This window comes from Pseudomonas boreofloridensis, from assembly GCF_030580795.1.
Classification (GTDB): domain Bacteria; phylum Pseudomonadota; class Gammaproteobacteria; order Pseudomonadales; family Pseudomonadaceae; genus Aquipseudomonas; species Aquipseudomonas boreofloridensis.
This window is the reverse complement of record NZ_JAUQOQ010000017.1, coordinates 89297-108438: the sequence shown is the minus strand read 5'-3', so window position 1 is coordinate 108438 and position 19142 is coordinate 89297. Positions and strand designations below refer to the sequence as shown.

The following is a 19142-nucleotide window of genomic DNA, read 5'->3' as shown; positions in this document are numbered from 1 at the left end:
AGTTTTTACCGAGAAACTCGTTTAGCTTCAAACACTTGACTCGCTGCGATCTCTCGTAGCGGGAGGCGAATCATACAGCACCAAACGATGCTGTCAACTGCCTTTTTCACCGCTTTCAACCCGAGGACGAAGCCCTTCGCACCACACCGAACTCGCTTAACTCGTTGATTATCAAGGAGTTTCGCGTTCCGTTTGCTGCGGAAGTGGGGCGCATTATAAGGGGATCTGAACAGCGGTCAAGGCTTAATTTCAAATAAATTCAAATAGTTGAAACAAGTTGGTCGCTAAGGCGATTGAGACCCCTACCCCGCGTCGTCGCCTCATGCGTACTTACCGTGCATTTATCCGCCTGCGACCTACCCGCCCCAAACCCCGAGCCACTACCGGAACTCGCAGCACCAACAAAAGCACCCCAAGGGCCGCATAGAACGCCCATTCCTCCAGGTCCGAGCGGACAATCCACAGGTAATGCAGCAACCCAAGGGCCAACACGCCATACACCAGACGGTGCAACTTCTTCCACCGCGCCCCCAGTCGCCGCTGACTGTAGCGATTCGAGGTGACAGCCAACACCAGCAACCCAAGCAAGCCCAACGCCCCCACAATGATATAAGGCCGCTTACGCAACTCGATCGCCAACTGCCCCCAATCCGGCCCCAGAATGAAGAACAGGTAGGCCAGGACGTGAAGCACGATGTAAGCAAACGCCCACAGCCCCAACTGGCGTCGAACCACGATCCAGCCAGGCCATCCCGTCAGCTTCTGAAAAGGCGTCATGCACAAGCTGATCAGCAGGAAAATCAGCGCGCCAAGCCCCAGACGGTCCATCATTACCTTCCCCGGATCAGGCCCCAACAGACTCATGGCTGCTTCATACAGCCACCAAAGCGGGAACGAGCAACCGATGAGAAAAATCGCCAGGCGAAACCAGGGGTAGCGCATCAATAGTTCTTCCTCAGATCGAGGCCGCTATAGAGTGATGCGACTTCTTCTTCATAACCATTGAACATCTGGGTGGCACGCACGTTAGGGCTGAAAAGGCCACTGGGCAGACGCCGCTCACGCGCCTGGCTCCAACGCGGATGATCGACCTGCGGATTGACGTTGGCATAGAAGCCGTACTCACTGGGCGCCAAGCCCTGCCAAGTCGTGTGGGGCTGATCACTCACCAAGCTCATCCGCACGATCGACTTGATGCTCTTGAAGCCATACTTCCACGGCACCACCAAGCGCAGCGGAGCCCCATTCTGGTTAGCCAGCTCGCGCCCGTACATGCCCACCGCCAATATCGCCAGCGGATTCATCGCCTCATCCAGACGCAGCCCTTCCACGTAAGGCCAGTCGATCAAGGCGAAGCCGGAACGTTGCCCTGGCATGCTCCGGGGATCCTGCAGCGTTTCGAAGCGGACGTAGCGAGCCTTGGCAGTGGGCTCGACCTGCTTGAGCACATCGGCCAACGGAAACCCCAGCCAAGGGATCACCATCGACCAGGCCTCGACGCAACGCAGCCGATAGATACGTTCCTCCAACTGCAGCGGCTTGACGAAGTCTTCCAGCGCATAGCGCCCCGGCTTACCGACCTCACCATCGACGACCAGGCTCCAGGGCTCGGTTTTCAGACTGCCTGCATTGGCAGCAGGATCCCCTTTGTCAGGCCCGAACTCATAGAAATTGTTGTAGTGGGTAGCGTCCTTGAAAGGTGTGATGGCTTCGTCCTTGACCGTCACTGCCTGCCAGCGTGCATGCTCAAGCTTCTCCTTAAGCCATGCGGGCGCGGCGCCATCATCGACATCGGCATAACGCGAGACCTGTGCAGCCTGGCCCAGCCGCGGCAAGGCCGACAACGCCAAACCGGCCATCGAGCCCCCTAACAGGGAGCGGCGTGAGACGTAGAGGCTTTCAGGGGTGACCTCCGATTCGTGGCAATCGGACGATCTAGGCAGCTTGATGAGCATGACGGCTCCAAAGCACTGGTGAGGGATGTACCAGTAAGACTCTGGAGCCGGGAGGTTATTCCAGCATTAACTATTTTTCAGTTCTTGCGCCGACGGGTGCGCAGCAAGTACTGCACGGGGCCGGAGATCGCATAACCGAGGAAGATCAGCAGCAGGATGCGTGGCGGATCACTGAATACCACGGCGAACACCAATACCACGGCCAGGATGGCAACGAACGGCACACGGCCTTTCAGGTCGAGTTCCTTGAAGCTGTTGTACTTGATGTTGCTGACCATCAGCATGCCGGCGGCCGCAACCAGCAGCGCGACCAGGAAGGATAATTTCGAACCCTGGATGCCGTAATCGCTGAAGGCCCAGACAGTACCGGCCACTACACCTGCCGCTGCCGGACTGGCCAGGCCGATGAAGTAGCGCTTGTCGGCCGTGCCAACCTGAGTATTGAAACGGGCCAGACGCAGTGCAGCACCCGCCACATAGATGAAGGCAACCATCCAGCCGACCTTGCCCATGTCACCCAGTGCCCAGCCGAAGGCCAGCAAGGCGGGCGCCACACCAAAGGCGACCATGTCGGAAAGCGAGTCATACTCAGCGCCAAAGGCGCTCTGGGTGTTGGTCATGCGTGCCACGCGGCCATCGAGGCTGTCGAGCACCATGGCAACGAAGATGGCGATGGCCGCGAAAGCGAAATACTTGCTCGCCTCGCGCGGATCGCCCGCGCTCAAAGCGCTTTGCGCGCTGATGGAGTTGATGATCGAGTAGAAACCGGCGAACAGGTTGGCAGTGGTGAACAGGTTGGGCAACAGGTAGATACCGCGGTGCCGGACCTTGCGCCCTTCGGCATCGTGACCTTCTTCGACATGCTCATCGACAGGTAGCAGGCTTTCGGCGTCGGAGGGCTTGTTCGGCTCTTCGGGACGTTCGGTCATGAAAAGTACCTTGCAACGGGGTGGAATAGATTCGACATGGGCCGGCGAAACAGGTTCTGACAGCCGACCTCTGGTCGCTTTATACCAGATGCGGGCGGCCTAAACGAAAAAACGCGGCCGAAGCCGCGTTTTTCATCTATTCGAGCAAGACTCAGTTCTTGGTCTTGTCGACGATCTTGTTGGCCGCGATCCAAGGCATCATCGAACGCAGTTGCTCGCCGATCACTTCGATACCGTGGGCTGCGTTGTTGCGACGCTTGGCGGTCATCGACGGATAGTTGGTAGCACCTTCGCTGATGAACATCTTCGCGTACTCGCCGTCCTGGATGCGCTTGAGGGCATTGCGCATGGCCTTGCGGGATTCTTCGTTGATGACTTCAGGGCCGGTGACGTACTCACCGTACTCGGCGTTGTTGGAGATCGAGTAGTTCATGTTGGCGATGCCGCCTTCGTACATGAGGTCGACGATCAGCTTCAGCTCGTGCAAGCACTCGAAGTAGGCCATTTCCGGCGCATAACCGGCTTCGACCAACGTCTCGAAACCGGCCTTGACCAGCTCAACGGTGCCGCCGCACAGAACGGCCTGCTCGCCGAACAGGTCGGTTTCGGTCTCGTCCTTGAAGGTGGTTTCGATGATGCCGGTACGGCCGCCACCGACACCAGCGGCGTAGGACAGCGCGACGTTCTTGGCGTTGCCAGAGGCGTCCTGGTAAACAGCGATCAGGTCTGGAATACCGCCGCCTTTGACGAACTCGGAGCGAACGGTGTGACCCGGCGCCTTCGGCGCGATCATGATCACGTCGAGGTCGGCACGCGGAACGACCTGGTTGTAGTGGATGGCGAAGCCGTGGGAGAAGGCCAGGGTAGCGCCTTTCTTGATGTTCGGCTCGATCTCGGTTTTGTACAGGGTGCCCTGGAATTCGTCCGGGGTCAGGATCATGACCAGGTCGGCAGCGGCGACGGCCGAGGCCACGTCGGCCACTTTCAGGCCGTGGGCTTCTGCCTTGGCGACGGTGGCCGAACCTTTACGCAGACCGACGGTGACGTCTACACCGGAGTCCTTCAGGTTGCACGCCTGGGCGTGACCTTGGGAGCCGTAACCGATGATGGCGACTTTCTTGCCCTGGATGATGGAGAGGTCGCAGTCTTTGTCGTAGAACACTTTCATGGAAATACCCCTGGTTATATCTCGGCCCCGCAGGGCCATCGCTAATTGGATGAAGTTAGATGCTGAGGACTTTGTCGCCACGGGCAATGCCGGTGACGCCACTGCGCACGGTTTCGAGAATCGATGCGGTGCCGATCGCCTGAATGAAGCTGTCCAGCTTGTCGCTGGTTCCGCTCAGTTGCACGGTGTACACGCTGGCGGTGACGTCCACGATCTGGCCACGAAAAATGTCCGTGGTGCGCTTGATCTCGGCACGCTGAGCGCCGGTGGCCTTGACCTTGACCAACATCAGTTCGCGCTCGATGTGGGCGCTCTCCGAGAGGTCGACCAGCTTGACCACTTCCACCAGCTTGTTCAGGTTCTTGGTGATCTGCTCGATCACTTCGTCGTGGCCCACGGTGGTCAAGGTGAGGCGCGACAACGTCGGGTCCTCGGTCGGTGCCACGGTCAGGCTTTCGATGTTGTAGTTGCGCTGGGAGAACAGACCAACCACGCGCGACAAGGCACCGGGTTCGTTTTCCAGCAGCAGGGAAATGATGTGCCGCATATCAGGTACGCTCCGTCTTGCTCAGCCACATGTCACGCATCGAGCCATCCTTGATCTGCATGGGATAGACGTGCTCGGACCGGTCCACCGCGATGTCGATGAACACCAGGCGGTCCTTCATCGCGAAGGCCTCTTCCAGCTTCGGCTTGAGATCTTCCAGGCGGGTGATGCGAATACCCACATGGCCATAAGCCTCGGCCAGCTTGATGAAGTCAGGCAGCGACTCGACGTAGGAGTGGGAGTGACGGCCGTTGTAGGCCATGTCCTGCCACTGGCGAACCATGCCCAACACCCCGTTGTTCAGGTTGACGATCTTCACCGGCAGGCCGTACTGCATGCAGGTGGACAGTTCCTGAATGTTCATCTGGATGCTGCCCTCACCCGTCACGCAGGCCACGTCCTGATCCGGGAAGTTGAGCTTGATGCCCATGGCAGCCGGGAAACCGAAGCCCATGGTGCCCAGGCCGCCGGAGTTGATCCAGCGGTTGGGTTTGTTGAAACGGTAGTACTGCGCTGCGAACATCTGGTGCTGGCCCACGTCGGACGTGACGAAGGCATCGCCTTGGGTCACTTCGCACAGCGTCTCGATCACCTGCTGGGGCTTGATCACGCTGCCGTCACCCTTGTCGTAAGGGAACAGACCGCGATCACCGCGCCATTCGTCGATCTGCCTCCACCAGGCATCCAGCGCAACCTTCTCAGGCTTCTCGCCGATTTCCTTGAGGATCGTCAGCATCTCGCTGAGCACGCTGTCGACTGGGCCGACGATCGGCACATCGGCCTTGATCATCTTGGAAATCGACGCCGGGTCGATGTCGATGTGGATGATCTTGGCATTCGGACAGAATTTGGCCGGTCCATTGACCACACGGTCGTCGAAGCGCGCGCCGACCGCAAGGATGACATCGGCATTGTGCATCGCCTGGTTGGCGGTGTAGCTGCCGTGCATGCCGAGCATGCCGAGGAACTGGCGATCAGTGCCCGGGAAGCCGCCCAATCCCATCAGGGTATTGGTCACCGGCAGGTTCAGTGACTTGGCGATGTCGGTCAGCGCCGCAGAACCGCCACCCAGAATCACGCCGCCACCGGAATAGATGATGGGGCGCTTGGCGGCCACGAGCATCTCGGCCGCCTTGCGGATCTGCCCGGAGTGACCACGTACGGCTGGGCTGTAGGAGCGCAGCTTGACCTTTTTCGGGTAGACGTATTCGAATTTCTCGGCCGGATTGGTCATGTCCTTCGGAATGTCGACCACGACGGGGCCCGGACGGCCGGATTGAGCCAGATAGAAGGCTTTCTTCAGCGTCTCGGCGATCTCGGTCGGGTGCTTGATCATGAAGCTGTGCTTCACGATCGGCCGAGAGATCCCGATCATGTCAGTTTCCTGGAAGGCATCGGTGCCGACCATGGTGCTCGGCACCTGGCCCGACAGGATGACCATCGGAATCGAGTCCATATAGGCCGTGGCGATGCCGGTAATGGCATTGGTCGCCCCGGGACCGGAGGTCACCAGCACCACACCCGCCTTGCCGGTGGCGCGGGCGTAGCCGTCGGCCATGTGGGTGGCCGCCTGCTCATGACGGACCAGGATGTGTTCGACTTCCGGTTCCTTGAACAGGGCATCGTAAACATGCAGGAGAGCACCGCCAGGGTACCCGTAGATGTGCTTAACGCCTTCGTCACGCAAGAAGCGGACGACCATCTCAGCGCCAGATAAAAGCTCCACGTTGTTCACCTCTAAAACGCCAGAATACCGCCCCATCCGGGCGGGTCTTAATAGGTTTACTGCCAAGCAGAGCATGAGCGAACGTCAGCACTGACTGAGCAAGTATTGGGAGCGCCCCAGAGTGTTGCGGGGTTTTCCCACCCAGCGCGAGGTAACGCGTTGCGGGGTGTAGCGAGTCGGCGCGGGTGTGCGCCTCATGATCTGCCTAGCGGGTCTGCTTCTGGCAGTCCCCCTACAGCGGAAACTGGATTCTTCTGATTCAGCGCGTGCAAGTCAAGAAAAATTATTGCCAGTTTTCCCAAGAGTTCAATTTCATCCACCACTAAAAAGCAGTGATGCAGCAGGAAAATAAAGATTTCCATAAAAAAGGGCCACAATCTGCGGCCCCGGAAGCAAAAACAGAGAAAATCAGGCAGATGGCGTGATCAATTCGTCGAATGCGGCCAGCAGCCGCCGAAGCTCACGACTTTCATCAGGGCGATGAGCAAACACGGTTTCGGCCATGACCAGAATCCCCGACGCATTGGGCAGGGGATGCCCATGCTCGAGAATCAACTTCATGCGTGGCAGGAAAATCCATTGCAGCCATTGCTCGAACGTTAGGCTGTCGACTGCGAAGGGTATGTTGCTGGCAAGTGCCTCAGGGCTGGGCGGATGCTCATCCCACCAACCCTGGATCTGCAGCTCCCGCTCGATCAGCAGCAGATGATCGGCGATGTCGAGGATACGCTGCTCCATCACGACGCGGTCCGCGCCTTCTGACGGGCCGACGCCGCGCCAGCACTGTCACCTTGCTTGTCACGGGCCTGGGCGATGACGTTCCACAACTCGGCTTGCAGATCAGGACGGCCGTTGGCATAGGTCAACGCCCGGCGAGCCAGTTGCTCGGCCTGCGCGGCATCACCCTGGGACAGTCGCACCTGGGCCAGGCGGAACAGCACCTGGGGCTCACGCGGGGCGATACGTTGGGCACGTTCGAGGCTCGACGCGGCGCCATTGAAATCGCCGCCGCCCTGCTGCTGCTGGGCAGTGGTGAGCAAGGCGAGTACCGGCCCATCGAGCTGCTCGTCCGCCGACAGCCCACCGGCACTGCCGCGCGGGATGCCGGTAGGCGCACTGCTGGCCGCTGGCGCATTGTTCATGGCGGCGATATCGAACGGCTCATCACCGGCCGGGTTAGGGCTGGTGGTGATCGGACCAGTACTCAAGGGCGCAGCACCGGTCTGTGCCGGGTAGGTCTGGATCGGCGTCGAGCCCGCGCCTTGCGGGATCATCACGGTGACGCCCGAGTCTTCAGGCAGCGACTGAGCCTGGGACGTGCCGCCGCTCGGTGCCCGCACCGGCGCACCACGATTGGCGGTCACGCGCTCGCTGTTCGAGACCCGGGTGCTCGAATCCACCACGGGTATGGCGCCACGCGGGACGCTGGCGCAACCGTGCAACACGGCCAGCGCGGTCAAGGCAGGAAACCACCACTTGTTCACGTCATACCCTCTTCAATACAGCCACTCAATTCATCCAGCCCTTGACCCAGTCCATGACCGACTCGGCAGGATTCTGCTCGCCGCCACAGGCCGTGCCGGGCGCTGGTTCGCTGCCGCGAATATACGGCATCTGCACCGCTCCCGGACAGCTGGCATCCGAGCCCTGGCCGCTGTGCGGGTCGATCCAGGCCAGGACCACGTTGTCCGGCTGCGGCATGTCCAACGGCAGCGGATCGGCCTTGCGCATGAAGCTGGTCCACACCTGCAGCGCACCGGTAGCACCCGTAAAGGGCGTCTTGCCGTTGTCGTCGCGGCCAAGCCAGACCACCGCCAGCAGATCCTGGCTGAAGCCGGAGAACCAACTGTCGCGCGAATCGTTGCTGGTGCCGGTCTTGCCTGCCAAGGTCAGGTTGTTCGGCAGCACGTTGTACACCGAGCGTCCGGTGCCCTCGCGCATCACCCGCTGCATGGCGTTCTGCACCAGGTAAATGGCGCCGGGGTCGAAGGTCTGCTGGATCTGGAACGGGTAGCGCTTGAGCGGCTCGCCCTCGGCGGTCAGCACACTGCGAATACCGCGCATCGGCGTATTGAAGCCGCCATTGGCAATGGTCTGGTACATGGTCGCAACCTGCATCGGCGACATGCCACCGGCCCCCAGCAGCATCGAGGGGAATGCAGGCCAGTCCACCTGCACACCGAGGCGGCCGATGGTCTTGAGTACGTTGGGCACCCCCACCTCCAGGCCGAGTTTGGCCGTGGACAGGTTGAGGGAGTTGGCCAAGCCCTGATAGAGGTAGATGGTGCCGTGCGGGCGACGGTCGTAGTTCTGCGGACGCCAGACCTGACCATCGGCGCCCTTGACCGAGAACGGTTCGTCCTGCACCCAACTGGTCAGGGTGTACTTGTTCGGTTGTTCGAGCGCGGTCAGGTAAACCGCGGGCTTGACCAGGGAACCGATCGGGCGCACGGCATCGATGGCCCGATTGAAGCCAGCGAAGCCCGACTGCCGACTGCCGATCAGCGCCTGCACTTCGCCGGTTTCCGGATTGGTCACCACCATCGCCGACTCGACCTCATCAGCACCTTTGCGGCCGGCCAGACGCTTGAAGGTGTCGGTCATGGCCGTTTCAGCCTTCATCTGCAGGATCGGATCGAAACTGGTGAAAATCCGCAGTCCTTCCTCGGTCAAGTCTTCGTCGCGATAGTCCTGACGCAGTTGACGCTTGACCAGGTCGAGGAACGCCGGGAAGGAGCTGTCTGCAAGGCTGCCGCGCTTGGTGACACCCAACGGCATCTTCTTCGCGGCATCGACGACCTCCTGACTGGCCACACCTTGCTGGGCCAGCAGGTCGAGCACCAGGTTGCGACGCTGCAATGCGCGCTCCGGATATCGCCGAGGGTTGTAATAGGACGGCCCCTTGACCATGCCCACCAGCAGCGCGATCTGGTGCAGCTTCAGTTCGGACAGCGGCTGGCTGAAGAAGAACTGGCTGGCAAGCCCGAATCCGTGTACCGCACGCTGACCATCCTGACCGACGAACACTTCGTTCAAATAGGCTTCGAGTATCTCGCGCTTGTCGTAGTGCAGTTCCAGCAGCAAGGCCATCATCGCTTCGGTCAGCTTGCGGCTAAGGCTGCGCTCGTTGGTCAGGAAGAAGTTCTTCACCAACTGCTGAGTCAAGGTGCTGCCGCCCTGGCGCATGGCGCCGGACGAAGTGTTGACCCACATGGCCCGGGCAATCGACTTGGGCGACACACCGTGGTGACTGTAGAAATCGCGGTCTTCGGTCGCGATCAGGGTTTCCAGCAAGTACGGCGGCACCTGATCGATATTGATCAGAATGCGGTCTTCGAGATTTTTCGGGTAGATGCCGCCAATCATCAGCGGCTCCAGCCGTACCACATCGAGCTTGGCACCGTTGGCGCCCGCCAGCCCGGCCACATAATCGCCGGAGAAGCGCACGCGCACGAACTGCGCAGGTTCCATGCCTTCGTAGAACTGGAAGCCACGGGTGTTGAGGTCCACCGTGCCACCATTGACCGACGCTTCACCGGGACCGTTGACGGCGGCCTCACGGCGATAGCCCAGGGCATCGAGTTCGGTGAGGAAGTCGTCCTTGCTCAGCTTCTGGCCTGTGAAGAGCTCCAGCGGCCGAGCATAGACCTTGGCCGGGATGGTCCAGCGCTTGCCGGAGAACTTCTCCTGGACGACAGCGTCGAGATACACCGCAAAGCCGGCGATCACCACCAGGCCGACCAGGCTGAGCTTCAGCGCCCAGCCCAGCCAGACGCGGGAGCGGCTGGGCGGACGTTTTTTCGGAGTTCGGGGATTTCGAGTTCGAGTCATGGCGGCGGATTATACGCACTTTGCGAAGGCAGGGGTCGGCCTGCGGCGGTAGGCAGGGGCGGCTGCATTGACCATAATGTGAGCTTCGAATTCCCTGACACCCGGAAGGATCTCCGTGAGCCAAGCCCTGATCAGCGCGCTGCAGAACCCCGCCCTCTACCCTCACGCCGTCGAGGGTTTCGAGCTCATCGAGACGCACATCTCCTGGGTGCTGCTCACGGGCGAATATGCCTACAAGATCAAGAAACCGATGAACTTCGGGTTTCTGGATTTCACCACGCTGGAGCAACGCCAGCATTTCTGTAACGAAGAGTTGCGCCTGAATCAGCGCCTGACCGACGGCCTCTACCTGGAAGTGCTGCCGATCACGGGCAGCGCCGACGCGCCACAGATCGGCGGCACGGGCAAGGCGATCGAATACGCCCTGAAAATGCGCCAGTTCCCCCAAGGCCAGATGCTCGGCACGCTGCAGGCCAACGGTGAACTGAACGCCGGACATATCGACCAGATGGCCCGGCAGATCGCCGAATTCCATCTGCAGGCGCCGCAGGTGCCGGTCGAGCACCCCCTGGGCACACCCGAATCAGTGATGGCGCCGGTCGAGCAGAATTTCGAGCAGATCCGCCCTTTCCTCACCGACAAGGCCGACCTGCAGCAGCTCGATGCCCTGCAAGCCTGGGCGCGCAGCAGCTTCGACCGGCTGCACGGCCTGCTGCAAGCGCGCAAACGCGACGGCTTCATTCGTGAATGCCACGGTGACATCCACTTGGGCAATGCCACCGTGATCGACGGCAAGGTGGTGATCTTCGACTGCATCGAGTTCAACGAGCCGTTTCGCCTCACCGACGTCTACGCCGACGTCGGATTCCTGGCCATGGACCTGGAAGACCGTGGTCTCAAGTGTCTGGCTCGCCGCTTCATCAGTCAGTACCTGGAGCTGACCGGCGATTACCAGGGCCTGGAGTTGCTGAACTTCTACAAGACCTACCGGGCCCTGGTGCGGGCCAAGGTCGCTTTGTTCAGCATGGCGCCTGACGCCGACGGCATGCAACGCGCCACCACCCTGCGCACCTACCGCAAGTACGCCGATCTGGCTGAAAGCTACAGCGCCATTCCTTCGCGCCTGTTGGCCATTACCCATGGCGTCTCGGCGGTGGGCAAGAGCCACGTGGCCATGCGCTTGGTGGAATCGCTGGGAGCGATTCGCGTACGCTCGGATGTGGAGCGCAAGCGTCTATTCGGTGAACAGCCCGTACACAGTACCGGCGAGCTGCAAGCCGGGATCTACGACCAGGAAGCAAGTACAGCGACCTACCAGCGCCTGAACGCTCTGGCAGACACCATCCTGCGCGCCGGTTTCCCCGTCGTGCTAGACGCCACTTACCTCAAGCGCGAGCAGCGCAAGGCCGTAGCGAATGTGGCCAGTAGCACAGGCGTGCCTTTCCTGATCCTCGACTGCCAAGCCCCCGAGGCGGTCATCATCAGTTGGCTTGAGCAGCGTCAGACGGAAAATGTCGATCCATCCGACGCCACGCTGGAGGTCGTCAAGGCTCAACAAGCCAGTCGCGAGCCACTGGACGACGAGGAAGCGGTCCATGGCAAGCGTGTCGATACCCATGAAAGCGCCAGCATGGACCAGTTGATCGAGCAGATCCGCCAGCGCCTGCCGGGTTTGTGACAAGCGCGGGGTGATCGAAGTGGCACGTGGGCAGTCCGTCGTCATCCGATGGCGAAAGGCCGCGCCTGTGCCAAGCCCCGCTACACTCCAGTCTGACCGTTCGCGATTTATCCACAGAACCGATCGGCCAGCGCAAGGAGGCTCGATGAATGATGAGTTGCAGCATCTGAAGAATCTGGGCAAGACCTCTGCGCAGTGGTTGCATGCCTCCGGCATCCACAGCGTATCCGACCTGCGCCGCCTGGGTGCGGTCGGCGCGTACCAGGCAGTCAAGACCCGAGGGTTCCGTGCCTCGAAGGTATTGCTGTACGCCATAGAAGCCGCACTGCTGGACATGCATTGGAATGACCTGCCGGCCGAGCGCAAACAAGCGCTGAACCAGCAGTTGGATGCCAAGACAGTCCCGCAAAAAAAATCGTGATGAGTGAAAAAAGAGGTTGACCACGAAATGAGAATCGTTATGATTATCACAACTGGTCGCGAGACTGGTTGGGTAAACTGAAAGCCCCTGGTTCGGACTCTCAGATTATCTCCTCATCAGGCTAATCACGGTTATTGACCCGGCAATTTGCCGGGTCTTTTTTTGCCTGGACAACGCTCGTTGATCGAACACACCCGTGCCAATAACGTCAGCGGGCGATGATCAGCGGATGCCCCAGTTCTGGATGCGCCTGCACCAGGACATCGATGCCAAACACCGACTTCAGCCCCTGGGGTGTGAGCACCTCGGTCGGCGCTCCGTAAGCATGGGTCCTGCCCTGCTCAAGTAACAGGATATGGTCGCAGTAGCGCGCTGCCAGATTCAGATCGTGCAGAATCAGCAAAACGGACGCTCCGCAATCCGCGAATCGCCGCACCGTTTGCAGGGTCGTATGCTGATGCAACGGATCCAGCGCCGAGGTGGGTTCGTCGAGCAGTAGAATCGCGCCTTCGTTACCGGGCCACAACTGGGCCAGTACCCGCGCCAGGTGCACGCGCTGGCGCTCGCCACCAGACAGTGCCAAGTAGTTGCGCGCGCTCAGGTGCAAGACATCGGCGGCACGCAGCGCCGCGTCGATGATCTGCCGGTCAGACTGTTGCCCGCTGTCGTGAGGTAAGCGCCCCATGCCCACCACCTCTTCGACGCTGAAAGCGAATCCGAGACTGGACGCTTGCGGCAACACCGCCAGGCGCCGAGCGCGCTCTGGGCCCGACCACTGCGCGAGGTCCCTCCCATGCAGCCTGACCTGACCCTGACTGGGCGCTAGCTCACCGCTCAAGCTCCCCAGCAGGCTGCTTTTGCCTGCACCATTGGGTCCCAGTACGCCCAACACCTTCCCGGCGCGCAACTGCAGGTTGATATCACGCAGGACTTCGGCACCGCCTCGGCTGAGCGACAAGCCCTCGACTTCGAGCATCAGCGGTTCCTCCTGACCAATAGGAACAGAAAGAAGGGTGCACCGATGAATGCCGTGACGATACCGATGGGCAACTCGGCAGGCGCCAGCGCCAGCCGCGCCACCAAGTCGGCGAACAGCAGCAGCGCGCCGCCAGCCAGCAACGAGGCCGGCAGCAGTACACGGTGGTCCGGCCCTGCAAGCAGTCGCACCAAGTGCGGCACAACCAGTCCGACAAACCCGATCAACCCCGCCGCAGCCACCGCCGCACCCACGCCCAGGGCCGTGCAGAACACCAGTTCGCGCTTGAGTGCCTCGACCTCGATACCCAGATGACGTGCCTCCGACTCGCCCAGCAACAAGGCATTGAGCGCCCGCGCCCGACGCGGCAGCCACAGACTCACGCCCAGCGCCACGAGCAGCAGCGGCCACAGACGCTGATAGCTGGCGCCGTTGAGACTGCCCAGGTTCCAGAAGGTCAAGGTCCGCAAAGTGGCGTCATCCGCCAGATAAGTGAACAGCCCGACTGCCGAACCACCCAGCGCGGTCATGGCGATACCGGCCAACAGCATGGTGGCGACGTCCGTCTGCCCGTCACGTCGGCCCAGGCGATAGACCAACGCAGTGACGCCGAGCCCACCTATGAACGCACAGAACGAGAGCAAGTAGGGCGCCAGGAGTTCGGGTAAGCCACCCACCCAGCTTCCACCGACAATGGCGACGGCGGCGCCGAACGCCGCGCCACTGGCAACACCGACCAAGCCGGGGTCGGCCAGCGGATTGCGAAACAGCCCCTGCATGGCCACACCGGACAGTGCCAGCACGGCGCCAACTGCCAGTCCCAACAACGTGCGCGGCAGGCGAATCTGACCGAGAATCAGCTCGGCCTGCTCTAGCCCCGCGCCTTGGAGCGGCAACCCCAGCAATCGTGCGCCTGCGCGCAGGACATCGATCAACGGCAAGCTGACCGGCCCCAGCGCCAGCGACAACCACACCGCCAGCACGCACAGGAGAGTAAGACCGATGAACAGCGCGCGCGGGCGGACGCGTTGCCTCATGGGGCGAGGCTGGCCTTGTCTGCCGGATAGAAGGCCGCTGCCAGCTCATGCAGTGTGGCTGGGAGGCGTGGCCCTAAACCACCGACCAGCAAGGTGGGATCCAGCGACAGCAGGCGCTTGTCGCGTGCCGCACGCGACGCAACAAGCCCCGGATTCTCCTTGAGCAAAGCAGCGAGCGCCTGGTCACCCGCCAGCGCACGGTCAGAGAACACCACCACATCCGGGTCCAGCCCAGCCAGCGCTTCGACGGAAAAATTCTTGTAGCCCTGATGATCGGCCAGGTTGCGCGCACCCGCTTGACGCAATAGCCAATCGCCTGCCGTACCCTGCCCCGCGATCAGCGGTTTGGCGCCGGCATGCCCGACCAGCAGCAGCACGCCTGGCGCGCGCTGGTGAGCCTGGGCCTGTTCGATCTTGGTGCTCAGTGCCTCGAGCTCACGATGGTAGCGGGTCGTCAGCTCGCGGGCTTGTTGCTGGGCTCCGAGCAACTCACCCAGGTGCGCAAGATTCTGGTCCACTGCTGCCAGATCGGCTGCGCTGGAAAACAATTCGACACGCACGCCCGCCGCACGGACCTGCGCCAACACCGGCGGCGGCCCCATTTCTTCAGTCCCCACCAGCACATCGGGACGCAGGCTCAGAATGCCTTCGGCCGACAGCTGGCGTTGATAGCCAATGCTCGGCAAGGCCTTGAGCGACGGCGGATGCTGGCTAGTGGTGTCGACGCCGACCAGACGCGACTCACCTCCCAGGGCACTGATCCATTCGCTCAGCGCACCGCCTGCGCTGACCCAGCGCTGGGCGGGAGCTTCAGCCAACGCCTGGGTCGAAAGCGTAAAGCCGGCCAAGAGGATGAATAGAGCAGCCGTACGACGCATCATCGGGTTACCTCGCAGAAGACAGCCGAGCACCTTGAGGCCCTCGGCAGAACTGCGCACCATAGGAAGGCTGACGCAGTGAATAGGGTCAATTTGATAATTATTCGCATTGATGCGTCAAGCGACTACCGCTTTCGAGAGTGACGCCTACCATGCATTTCCTCTGCCCCACCGCATCACTAGCCGAAGGCAGCAGCCGCGCCTTCAGCGTAGCCGGTCAATCGCTGTTCGGCGTGCGCCGTCAGGGTCGGGTCTACCTCTACCGAAACCGCTGTCCACACCGCGGCATCGCGCTGAATTGGGATGAGCAGGCCTTTCTCGACGACAGCGCCAGCCTGATCCACTGTGCCCATCATGGGGCACTGTTCCTGATCGAATCCGGCGAGTGCATCGCCGGGCCTTGCGAAGGCGAAGCCCTGCACGCACTGGACTGTCATGAGGACAGCAGCGGCATCTGGCTCAAGGATTGAGCAGCACCGGCAAGCGACGTTCGAGCACGATCTGCTCGGCATCCAGGCGCGCGCCATAAGCCAATACTTCGACGCCGTCAGCCACCGCAGCGCGCAACGCCTTGGCGTAGGCCGCATCGATTTCCTCGGCCGGGCGTACCGCCTCTATCCCTGTGAGATTGACGCAATACAGTTGCACCGCGCGAATGCCCTGGCGCGCCAATGCCGCCAACTCGCGCAAGTGCTTGGCGCCGCGCTGGGTCACGGCATCCGGAAAGGCAGCCACCGTGCTGTCGGGATAGCCCAGGGTGACGCTCTTGACTTCGACGTAGGCCGGGCCCTCGGCGAATTCGAGCCGAAAATCGATGCGACTGCCCTCCTCGCCATACGCCACTTCGCGCCGCAGCGCGGTGAAGCCGGCCAGTTCGGCGATGACGCCAGCGCGCAGGGCCTCGTCGACCAAGGCGTTGGCCCGACCGGTGTTGACGCAGGCCAGGCGCCCCTGCGGCGTCTCGCTGATCTCCCAGGTGCCGGGCAGCTTGCGCTTCGGGTCGTTGGAGCGGCTGAACCATACCTGTCCACCCTCACGCATGCAGTTGAGCATGGAGCCGGTGTTCGGGCAGTGAATGGTCAAGTGCTCGCCACTGTCCAGTTCGATATCGGCAAGGAAGCGCTTATAGCGGCGCAGCAGGCGCGCCCGTTCGAGTGGAGGATCGAAGCGCATCAGCCTTGCCAGCTCCGCAGACCGCGCTCGATGCGCTGCACCGCCTGCTCAAGACGCGGCAGGCTCTGGGTGTAGGCAAAGCGCACATGGTGGCCGGCTTGGTGGCGACCGAAATCCAGGCCGGGCGTGAAGGCCAGATGCTGTGTTTCGAGGAAATGCCGGCAGAACGCGAAGGCATCGCCGCCAAAGGCGCTGATGTCGGCATATAGATAGAAAGCGCCTTGCGGCTCTACGGCGATTCCGAAGCCCAGCCCGCGCAGGGCAGGTAGCAGATAATCACGGCGGCGGGCGAACGCCGCACGGCGCTCTTCGAGAATCGCCAGGGTGTCGGGCTGGAAACAGGCGAGCGCCGCATGCTGGGCCATGCTCGGGGCGCTGATGTAGAGGTTCTGGGCCAGTTTTTCCAAATCGGCCACCGCCGAGGGCGGCGCGATCAGCCAGCCGAGGCGCCAACCGGTCATGCCGAAATACTTGGAAAAACTATTCAGCACGAAGGCTTCGTTATCGACCTCCAGCACGCTGGGCGCTTGCATGCCGTAGGTCAGGCCATGATAGATCTCGTCCACCACCAGATGCCCATGGCGCTCGCGCGTGGCCTGAGACAGGCTGGCCAAGTCGTTGCGACCCAGCACCGTGCCGGTCGGATTGGCAGGTGAGGCCACCAAGGCACCGACGGTGTCGTGGTTCCAGTGGCGCTGCACCAGGTCGGCGTTGAGCTGGTAATTCACTTCCGGCCCCACCGGTACCAGTTGCGCGCCGCCCTCCACCAAACGCAGGAAATGGCGATTGCACGGATATCCAGGGTCGGCCAACAGCCAATGCTTGCCTGGGTCCACCAGCAGACTGCTGGCCAGCAGCAGTGCACCGGAGCCTCCGGGGGTGATCAGGACACGCTCGGGATCGACCGACACGCCGTAGCGTTGGCCATAGAAACCGGCGATCGCCTCACGCAACGCCGGCAGACCGCGGGCGGCGGTGTAGCGGGTGTGGCCGGCGGCCAGCGCAGCCTGACCGGCCTCGACGATCGGCGCGGCGGTGGTGAAGTCCGGCTCGCCGATCTCAAGATGAATCACATCATGACCTGCCGCTTGCAGCTCATTGGCCCGTGCCAGCAGGGCCATGACATGGAAGGGTTCGATGGCGCGACTGCGCGCGCTGTAGGGATAGGCCATGACCTTCTCTCGTTTGGGACTAGACTGATGATTCTACTGTCGACCGACACAGAACGGACGCTGCGGGCCGCTGTCAATACCTCGGATCGGGCGGGCTAGCGCAACCCCCGACCTATCTGGTAAGTTCGGCGGCTCGCAGTCGCAGGGCCGGCGGTCGCCGGAAATGGAGCATCCTGCGCATTGGATCAGATGAGTGAGAGGCGGTCTATTCATGTCCACCGTAGAAAAGCAAAAAACCGGTCAGACCATGTACGGTGTCGAGCCCTATGTCGAAACCAAGGGTGAGGAATACATGGGCGCTCCCATGCGCGCGCACTTCACCAAGCTGCTCAGCGCCTGGAAAGGCGAGCTGATGATCAGTGTGGACCGCACTGTGGACCACATGAAGGACGAAGCGGCGAATTTCCCGGACCCGGCCGACCGTGCGAGCCAGGAAGAAGAATTCGCGCTTGAACTGCGCAACCGCGATCGCGAACGCAAGTTGATCAAGAAGATCGACAAGACCCTGCAGAAAATCCAGGACGAGGAATACGGCTGGTGCGACACCTGCGGTATCGAGATCGGCCTGCGCCGGCTGGAAGCTCGCCCAACGGCCGACCTATGCTTCGACTGCAAGGAAATTGCCGAGAAGAAGGAAAAATCGGCCGGCAAGGGCTGATCCTGACTTCATCCGAATGGGGCGCATCTAGCGCCCCATTTCATTTATATGCCTGACATGCCCATGAAAGACTCCCGCTATATAGGCCGCTTCGCCCCCACTCCCAGCGGTTTCCTGCACTTCGGCTCACTGGTCGCCGCCCTGGCCTCCTGGCTCGACGCACGCGCCGCAGGCGGCCGATGGTTGCTACGCATGGAAGACACCGATCCGCCCCGCGAGATGCCTGGCGCGCGCGACGCCATTCTGCAGACGCTGGAGCGCTACGGCCTGCACTGGGACGGCGAGGTGGTCTTCCAGAGTCAGCGCCACGACGCCTATGCCGCCGTGGTCGATCGGCTGTTCAGCATGGGCCTTGCCTACGCCTGTACCTGCTCGCGCAAGCAGCTCGAGGGGCATGGCGGCCTCTATCCCGGCTTTTGTCGCAACGCGGGCCATGCTCGCGAAAACGCGGCCATCCGCATCCGGGTCCCTGAACTGATCTACCGCTTCGACGACCGCGTGCAAGGTCGCTTCGAGCAGCATTTGGGCCGCGAGGTGGGCGATTTCGTCATCCAGCGTCGCGACGGACTGTACGCCTATCAACTGGCGGTGGTCCTGGACGATGCCTGGCAGGGAGTTACCGACATCGTGCGTGGCGCCGACCTGCTCGACAACACACCGCGCCAGCTGTACCTCCAGGAATTGCTCGGCTTCTTGCAGCCGCGCTACCTGCACATCCCGTTGATCACCCAACCTGACGGGCACAAACTGGGCAAGACCTACCGCTCGCCGCCGCTGCCGGCCGAACAGGCGACACCGCTGCTGCTACGAGCACTTCGAGCGCTGGGTCAGCAGGCACCGGCAACGCTGTCGAGCGCGCCCCCCAGTGAGGTGCTGGCCCAGGCGATCGCGCAATGGCGCCCCGACGCAATCCAGGCGCGGCCCTCGTTACCCGAGGCCGAACTGAGCTGAGGCCACGGCGCACCCGCCGGCCACCGCTCCTTTCTGCGTGAT

19 protein-coding genes are annotated in these 19142 nt (G+C 61.8%); 5 read left to right on the top strand and 14 right to left on the bottom strand.

What is annotated here, in order from left to right; genetic code table 11:
* Window positions 1-330: 330 nt before the first annotated feature.
* The 9 genes from msrQ to mrcB form a co-directional block, all read right to left on the bottom strand.
* Entirely contained in the window at window positions 331-942 is a 612-nt protein-coding gene (gene msrQ, locus Q6A47_RS18750) for a protein-methionine-sulfoxide reductase heme-binding subunit MsrQ (protein ID WP_304485059.1), read from the bottom strand.
* Window positions 942-1955, bottom strand: a complete 1014-nt coding sequence (msrP, locus tag Q6A47_RS18745) for a protein-methionine-sulfoxide reductase catalytic subunit MsrP (protein ID WP_304485058.1) — start codon at window positions 1953-1955, stop codon at window positions 942-944. Before msrP ends, msrQ begins: the two co-directional genes overlap by 1 nt.
* A 77-nt stretch (window positions 1956-2032) precedes the next feature.
* The gene (gene pssA, locus Q6A47_RS18740) at window positions 2033-2884 is read right to left on the bottom strand and encodes a CDP-diacylglycerol--serine O-phosphatidyltransferase (protein ID WP_029612651.1); all 852 of its coding nucleotides are present in this window, start codon (window positions 2882-2884) and stop codon (window positions 2033-2035) included.
* Window positions 2885-3035: 151 nt separating this feature from the next.
* Complete coding sequence (gene ilvC, locus Q6A47_RS18735; protein ID WP_039575260.1) at window positions 3036-4052, bottom strand: ketol-acid reductoisomerase; 1017 nt, start codon at window positions 4050-4052, stop codon at window positions 3036-3038.
* Window positions 4053-4107: 55 nt separating this feature from the next.
* Complete coding sequence (gene ilvN, locus Q6A47_RS18730) at window positions 4108-4599, bottom strand: acetolactate synthase small subunit (RefSeq protein WP_003250040.1); 492 nt, start codon at window positions 4597-4599, stop codon at window positions 4108-4110.
* Between the two features lies 1 nt (window position 4600).
* On the bottom strand, window positions 4601-6325 hold the full coding sequence (locus Q6A47_RS18725) for an acetolactate synthase 3 large subunit (RefSeq protein WP_304485057.1): 1725 nt from the start codon (window positions 6323-6325) through the stop codon (window positions 4601-4603).
* Window positions 6326-6733: 408 nt separating this feature from the next.
* Window positions 6734-7066: a YqcC family protein gene (locus Q6A47_RS18720; RefSeq protein WP_304485056.1), complete on the bottom strand. Its 333-nt coding sequence runs from the start codon at window positions 7064-7066 to the stop codon at window positions 6734-6736.
* The gene (locus tag Q6A47_RS18715) at window positions 7063-7809 is read right to left on the bottom strand and encodes a tetratricopeptide repeat protein (RefSeq protein WP_304485055.1); all 747 of its coding nucleotides are present in this window, start codon (window positions 7807-7809) and stop codon (window positions 7063-7065) included. Before Q6A47_RS18715 ends, Q6A47_RS18720 begins: the two co-directional genes overlap by 4 nt.
* Window positions 7810-7834: 25 nt before the next feature.
* Window positions 7835-10156 carry a penicillin-binding protein 1B gene (gene mrcB / locus Q6A47_RS18710; RefSeq protein ID WP_304485054.1) on the bottom strand — a complete coding sequence of 774 codons (2322 nt, stop codon included), beginning with the start codon at window positions 10154-10156 and terminating at the stop codon, window positions 7835-7837.
* Between the two features lie 115 nt (window positions 10157-10271).
* Here mrcB and Q6A47_RS18705 point away from each other — a divergent pair, with 115 nt between their 5' ends.
* Both Q6A47_RS18705 and Q6A47_RS18700 read left to right on the top strand, forming a co-directional pair.
* Complete coding sequence (locus Q6A47_RS18705) at window positions 10272-11834, top strand: bifunctional aminoglycoside phosphotransferase/ATP-binding protein (protein ID WP_304485053.1); 1563 nt, start codon at window positions 10272-10274, stop codon at window positions 11832-11834.
* A gap of 145 nt (window positions 11835-11979) precedes the next feature.
* Window positions 11980-12255 (top strand): TfoX/Sxy family protein, encoded by a 276-nt coding sequence (locus Q6A47_RS18700; RefSeq protein WP_029612657.1) that lies wholly within the window; start codon window positions 11980-11982, stop codon window positions 12253-12255.
* Window positions 12256-12463: 208 nt separating this feature from the next.
* Here the strand turns inward: Q6A47_RS18700 and Q6A47_RS18695 are convergent, their stop codons facing one another.
* Genes Q6A47_RS18695 through Q6A47_RS18685 form a run of 3 tightly spaced genes read right to left on the bottom strand, consistent with a single transcriptional unit; the run spans window position 12464 to window position 15149 of the window.
* Window positions 12464-13213 carry a heme ABC transporter ATP-binding protein gene (locus Q6A47_RS18695; protein ID WP_408082845.1) on the bottom strand — a complete coding sequence of 250 codons (750 nt, stop codon included), beginning with the start codon at window positions 13211-13213 and terminating at the stop codon, window positions 12464-12466.
* A gap of 17 nt (window positions 13214-13230) precedes the next feature.
* Complete coding sequence (locus Q6A47_RS18690) at window positions 13231-14214, bottom strand: FecCD family ABC transporter permease (RefSeq protein WP_304485060.1); 984 nt, start codon at window positions 14212-14214, stop codon at window positions 13231-13233.
* 50 nt (window positions 14215-14264) lie between these two features.
* Window positions 14265-15149 carry a heme/hemin ABC transporter substrate-binding protein gene (locus Q6A47_RS18685; protein WP_304485051.1) on the bottom strand — a complete coding sequence of 295 codons (885 nt, stop codon included), beginning with the start codon at window positions 15147-15149 and terminating at the stop codon, window positions 14265-14267.
* Window positions 15150-15298: 149 nt separating this feature from the next.
* On the opposite strand from Q6A47_RS18685, the gene Q6A47_RS18680 reads away from it, so the two are divergent.
* The gene (locus Q6A47_RS18680) at window positions 15299-15616 is read left to right on the top strand and encodes a Rieske (2Fe-2S) protein (protein ID WP_304485050.1); all 318 of its coding nucleotides are present in this window, start codon (window positions 15299-15301) and stop codon (window positions 15614-15616) included.
* Here Q6A47_RS18680 and sfsA read toward each other — a convergent pair.
* Window positions 15606-16319, bottom strand: a complete 714-nt coding sequence (sfsA, locus tag Q6A47_RS18675; RefSeq protein ID WP_039575220.1) for a DNA/RNA nuclease SfsA — start codon at window positions 16317-16319, stop codon at window positions 15606-15608. The genes Q6A47_RS18680 and sfsA overlap by 11 nt on opposite strands.
* Window positions 16319-17491, bottom strand: a complete 1173-nt coding sequence (locus Q6A47_RS18670; RefSeq protein WP_304485049.1) for a pyridoxal phosphate-dependent aminotransferase — start codon at window positions 17489-17491, stop codon at window positions 16319-16321. The genes sfsA and Q6A47_RS18670 overlap by 1 nt, the downstream gene beginning before the upstream one ends.
* Window positions 17492-17702: 211 nt before the next feature.
* Between Q6A47_RS18670 and dksA the strand changes: the two genes are divergently transcribed.
* Window positions 17703-18149 (top strand): RNA polymerase-binding protein DksA, encoded by a 447-nt coding sequence (gene dksA / locus Q6A47_RS18665; RefSeq protein WP_029612663.1) that lies wholly within the window; start codon window positions 17703-17705, stop codon window positions 18147-18149.
* Between the two features lie 63 nt (window positions 18150-18212).
* Window positions 18213-19100: a tRNA glutamyl-Q(34) synthetase GluQRS gene (gluQRS, locus tag Q6A47_RS18660; RefSeq protein ID WP_304485048.1), complete on the top strand. Its 888-nt coding sequence runs from the start codon at window positions 18213-18215 to the stop codon at window positions 19098-19100.
* Window positions 19101-19142: the final 42 nt, after the last annotated feature.

Excerpts from the sequence above, each read along its gene's own strand:
- msrQ (WP_304485059.1), bottom strand. The coding sequence starts at position 942 with ATGCGCTACCCCTGGTTTCGCCTGGCGATTTTTCTCATCGGTTGCTCG.
- msrP (WP_304485058.1), bottom strand. The coding sequence starts at position 1,955 with ATGCTCATCAAGCTGCCTAGATCGTCCGATTGCCACGAATCGGAGGTC.
- pssA (WP_029612651.1), bottom strand. The coding sequence starts at position 2,884 with ATGACCGAACGTCCCGAAGAGCCGAACAAGCCCTCCGACGCCGAAAGC.
- ilvC (WP_039575260.1), bottom strand. The coding sequence starts at position 4,052 with ATGAAAGTGTTCTACGACAAAGACTGCGACCTCTCCATCATCCAGGGC.
- ilvN (WP_003250040.1), bottom strand. The coding sequence starts at position 4,599 with ATGCGGCACATCATTTCCCTGCTGCTGGAAAACGAACCCGGTGCCTTG.
- mrcB (WP_304485054.1), bottom strand. The coding sequence starts at position 10,156 with ATGACTCGAACTCGAAATCCCCGAACTCCGAAAAAACGTCCGCCCAGC.
- Q6A47_RS18700 (WP_029612657.1), top strand. The coding sequence starts at position 11,980 with ATGAATGATGAGTTGCAGCATCTGAAGAATCTGGGCAAGACCTCTGCG.
- Q6A47_RS18685 (WP_304485051.1), bottom strand. The coding sequence starts at position 15,149 with ATGATGCGTCGTACGGCTGCTCTATTCATCCTCTTGGCCGGCTTTACG.
- Q6A47_RS18680 (WP_304485050.1), top strand. The coding sequence starts at position 15,299 with ATGCATTTCCTCTGCCCCACCGCATCACTAGCCGAAGGCAGCAGCCGC.
- sfsA (WP_039575220.1), bottom strand. The coding sequence starts at position 16,319 with ATGCGCTTCGATCCTCCACTCGAACGGGCGCGCCTGCTGCGCCGCTAT.
- Q6A47_RS18670 (WP_304485049.1), bottom strand. The coding sequence starts at position 17,491 with ATGGCCTATCCCTACAGCGCGCGCAGTCGCGCCATCGAACCCTTCCAT.
- dksA (WP_029612663.1), top strand. The coding sequence starts at position 17,703 with ATGTCCACCGTAGAAAAGCAAAAAACCGGTCAGACCATGTACGGTGTC.
- gluQRS (WP_304485048.1), top strand. The coding sequence starts at position 18,213 with ATGAAAGACTCCCGCTATATAGGCCGCTTCGCCCCCACTCCCAGCGGT.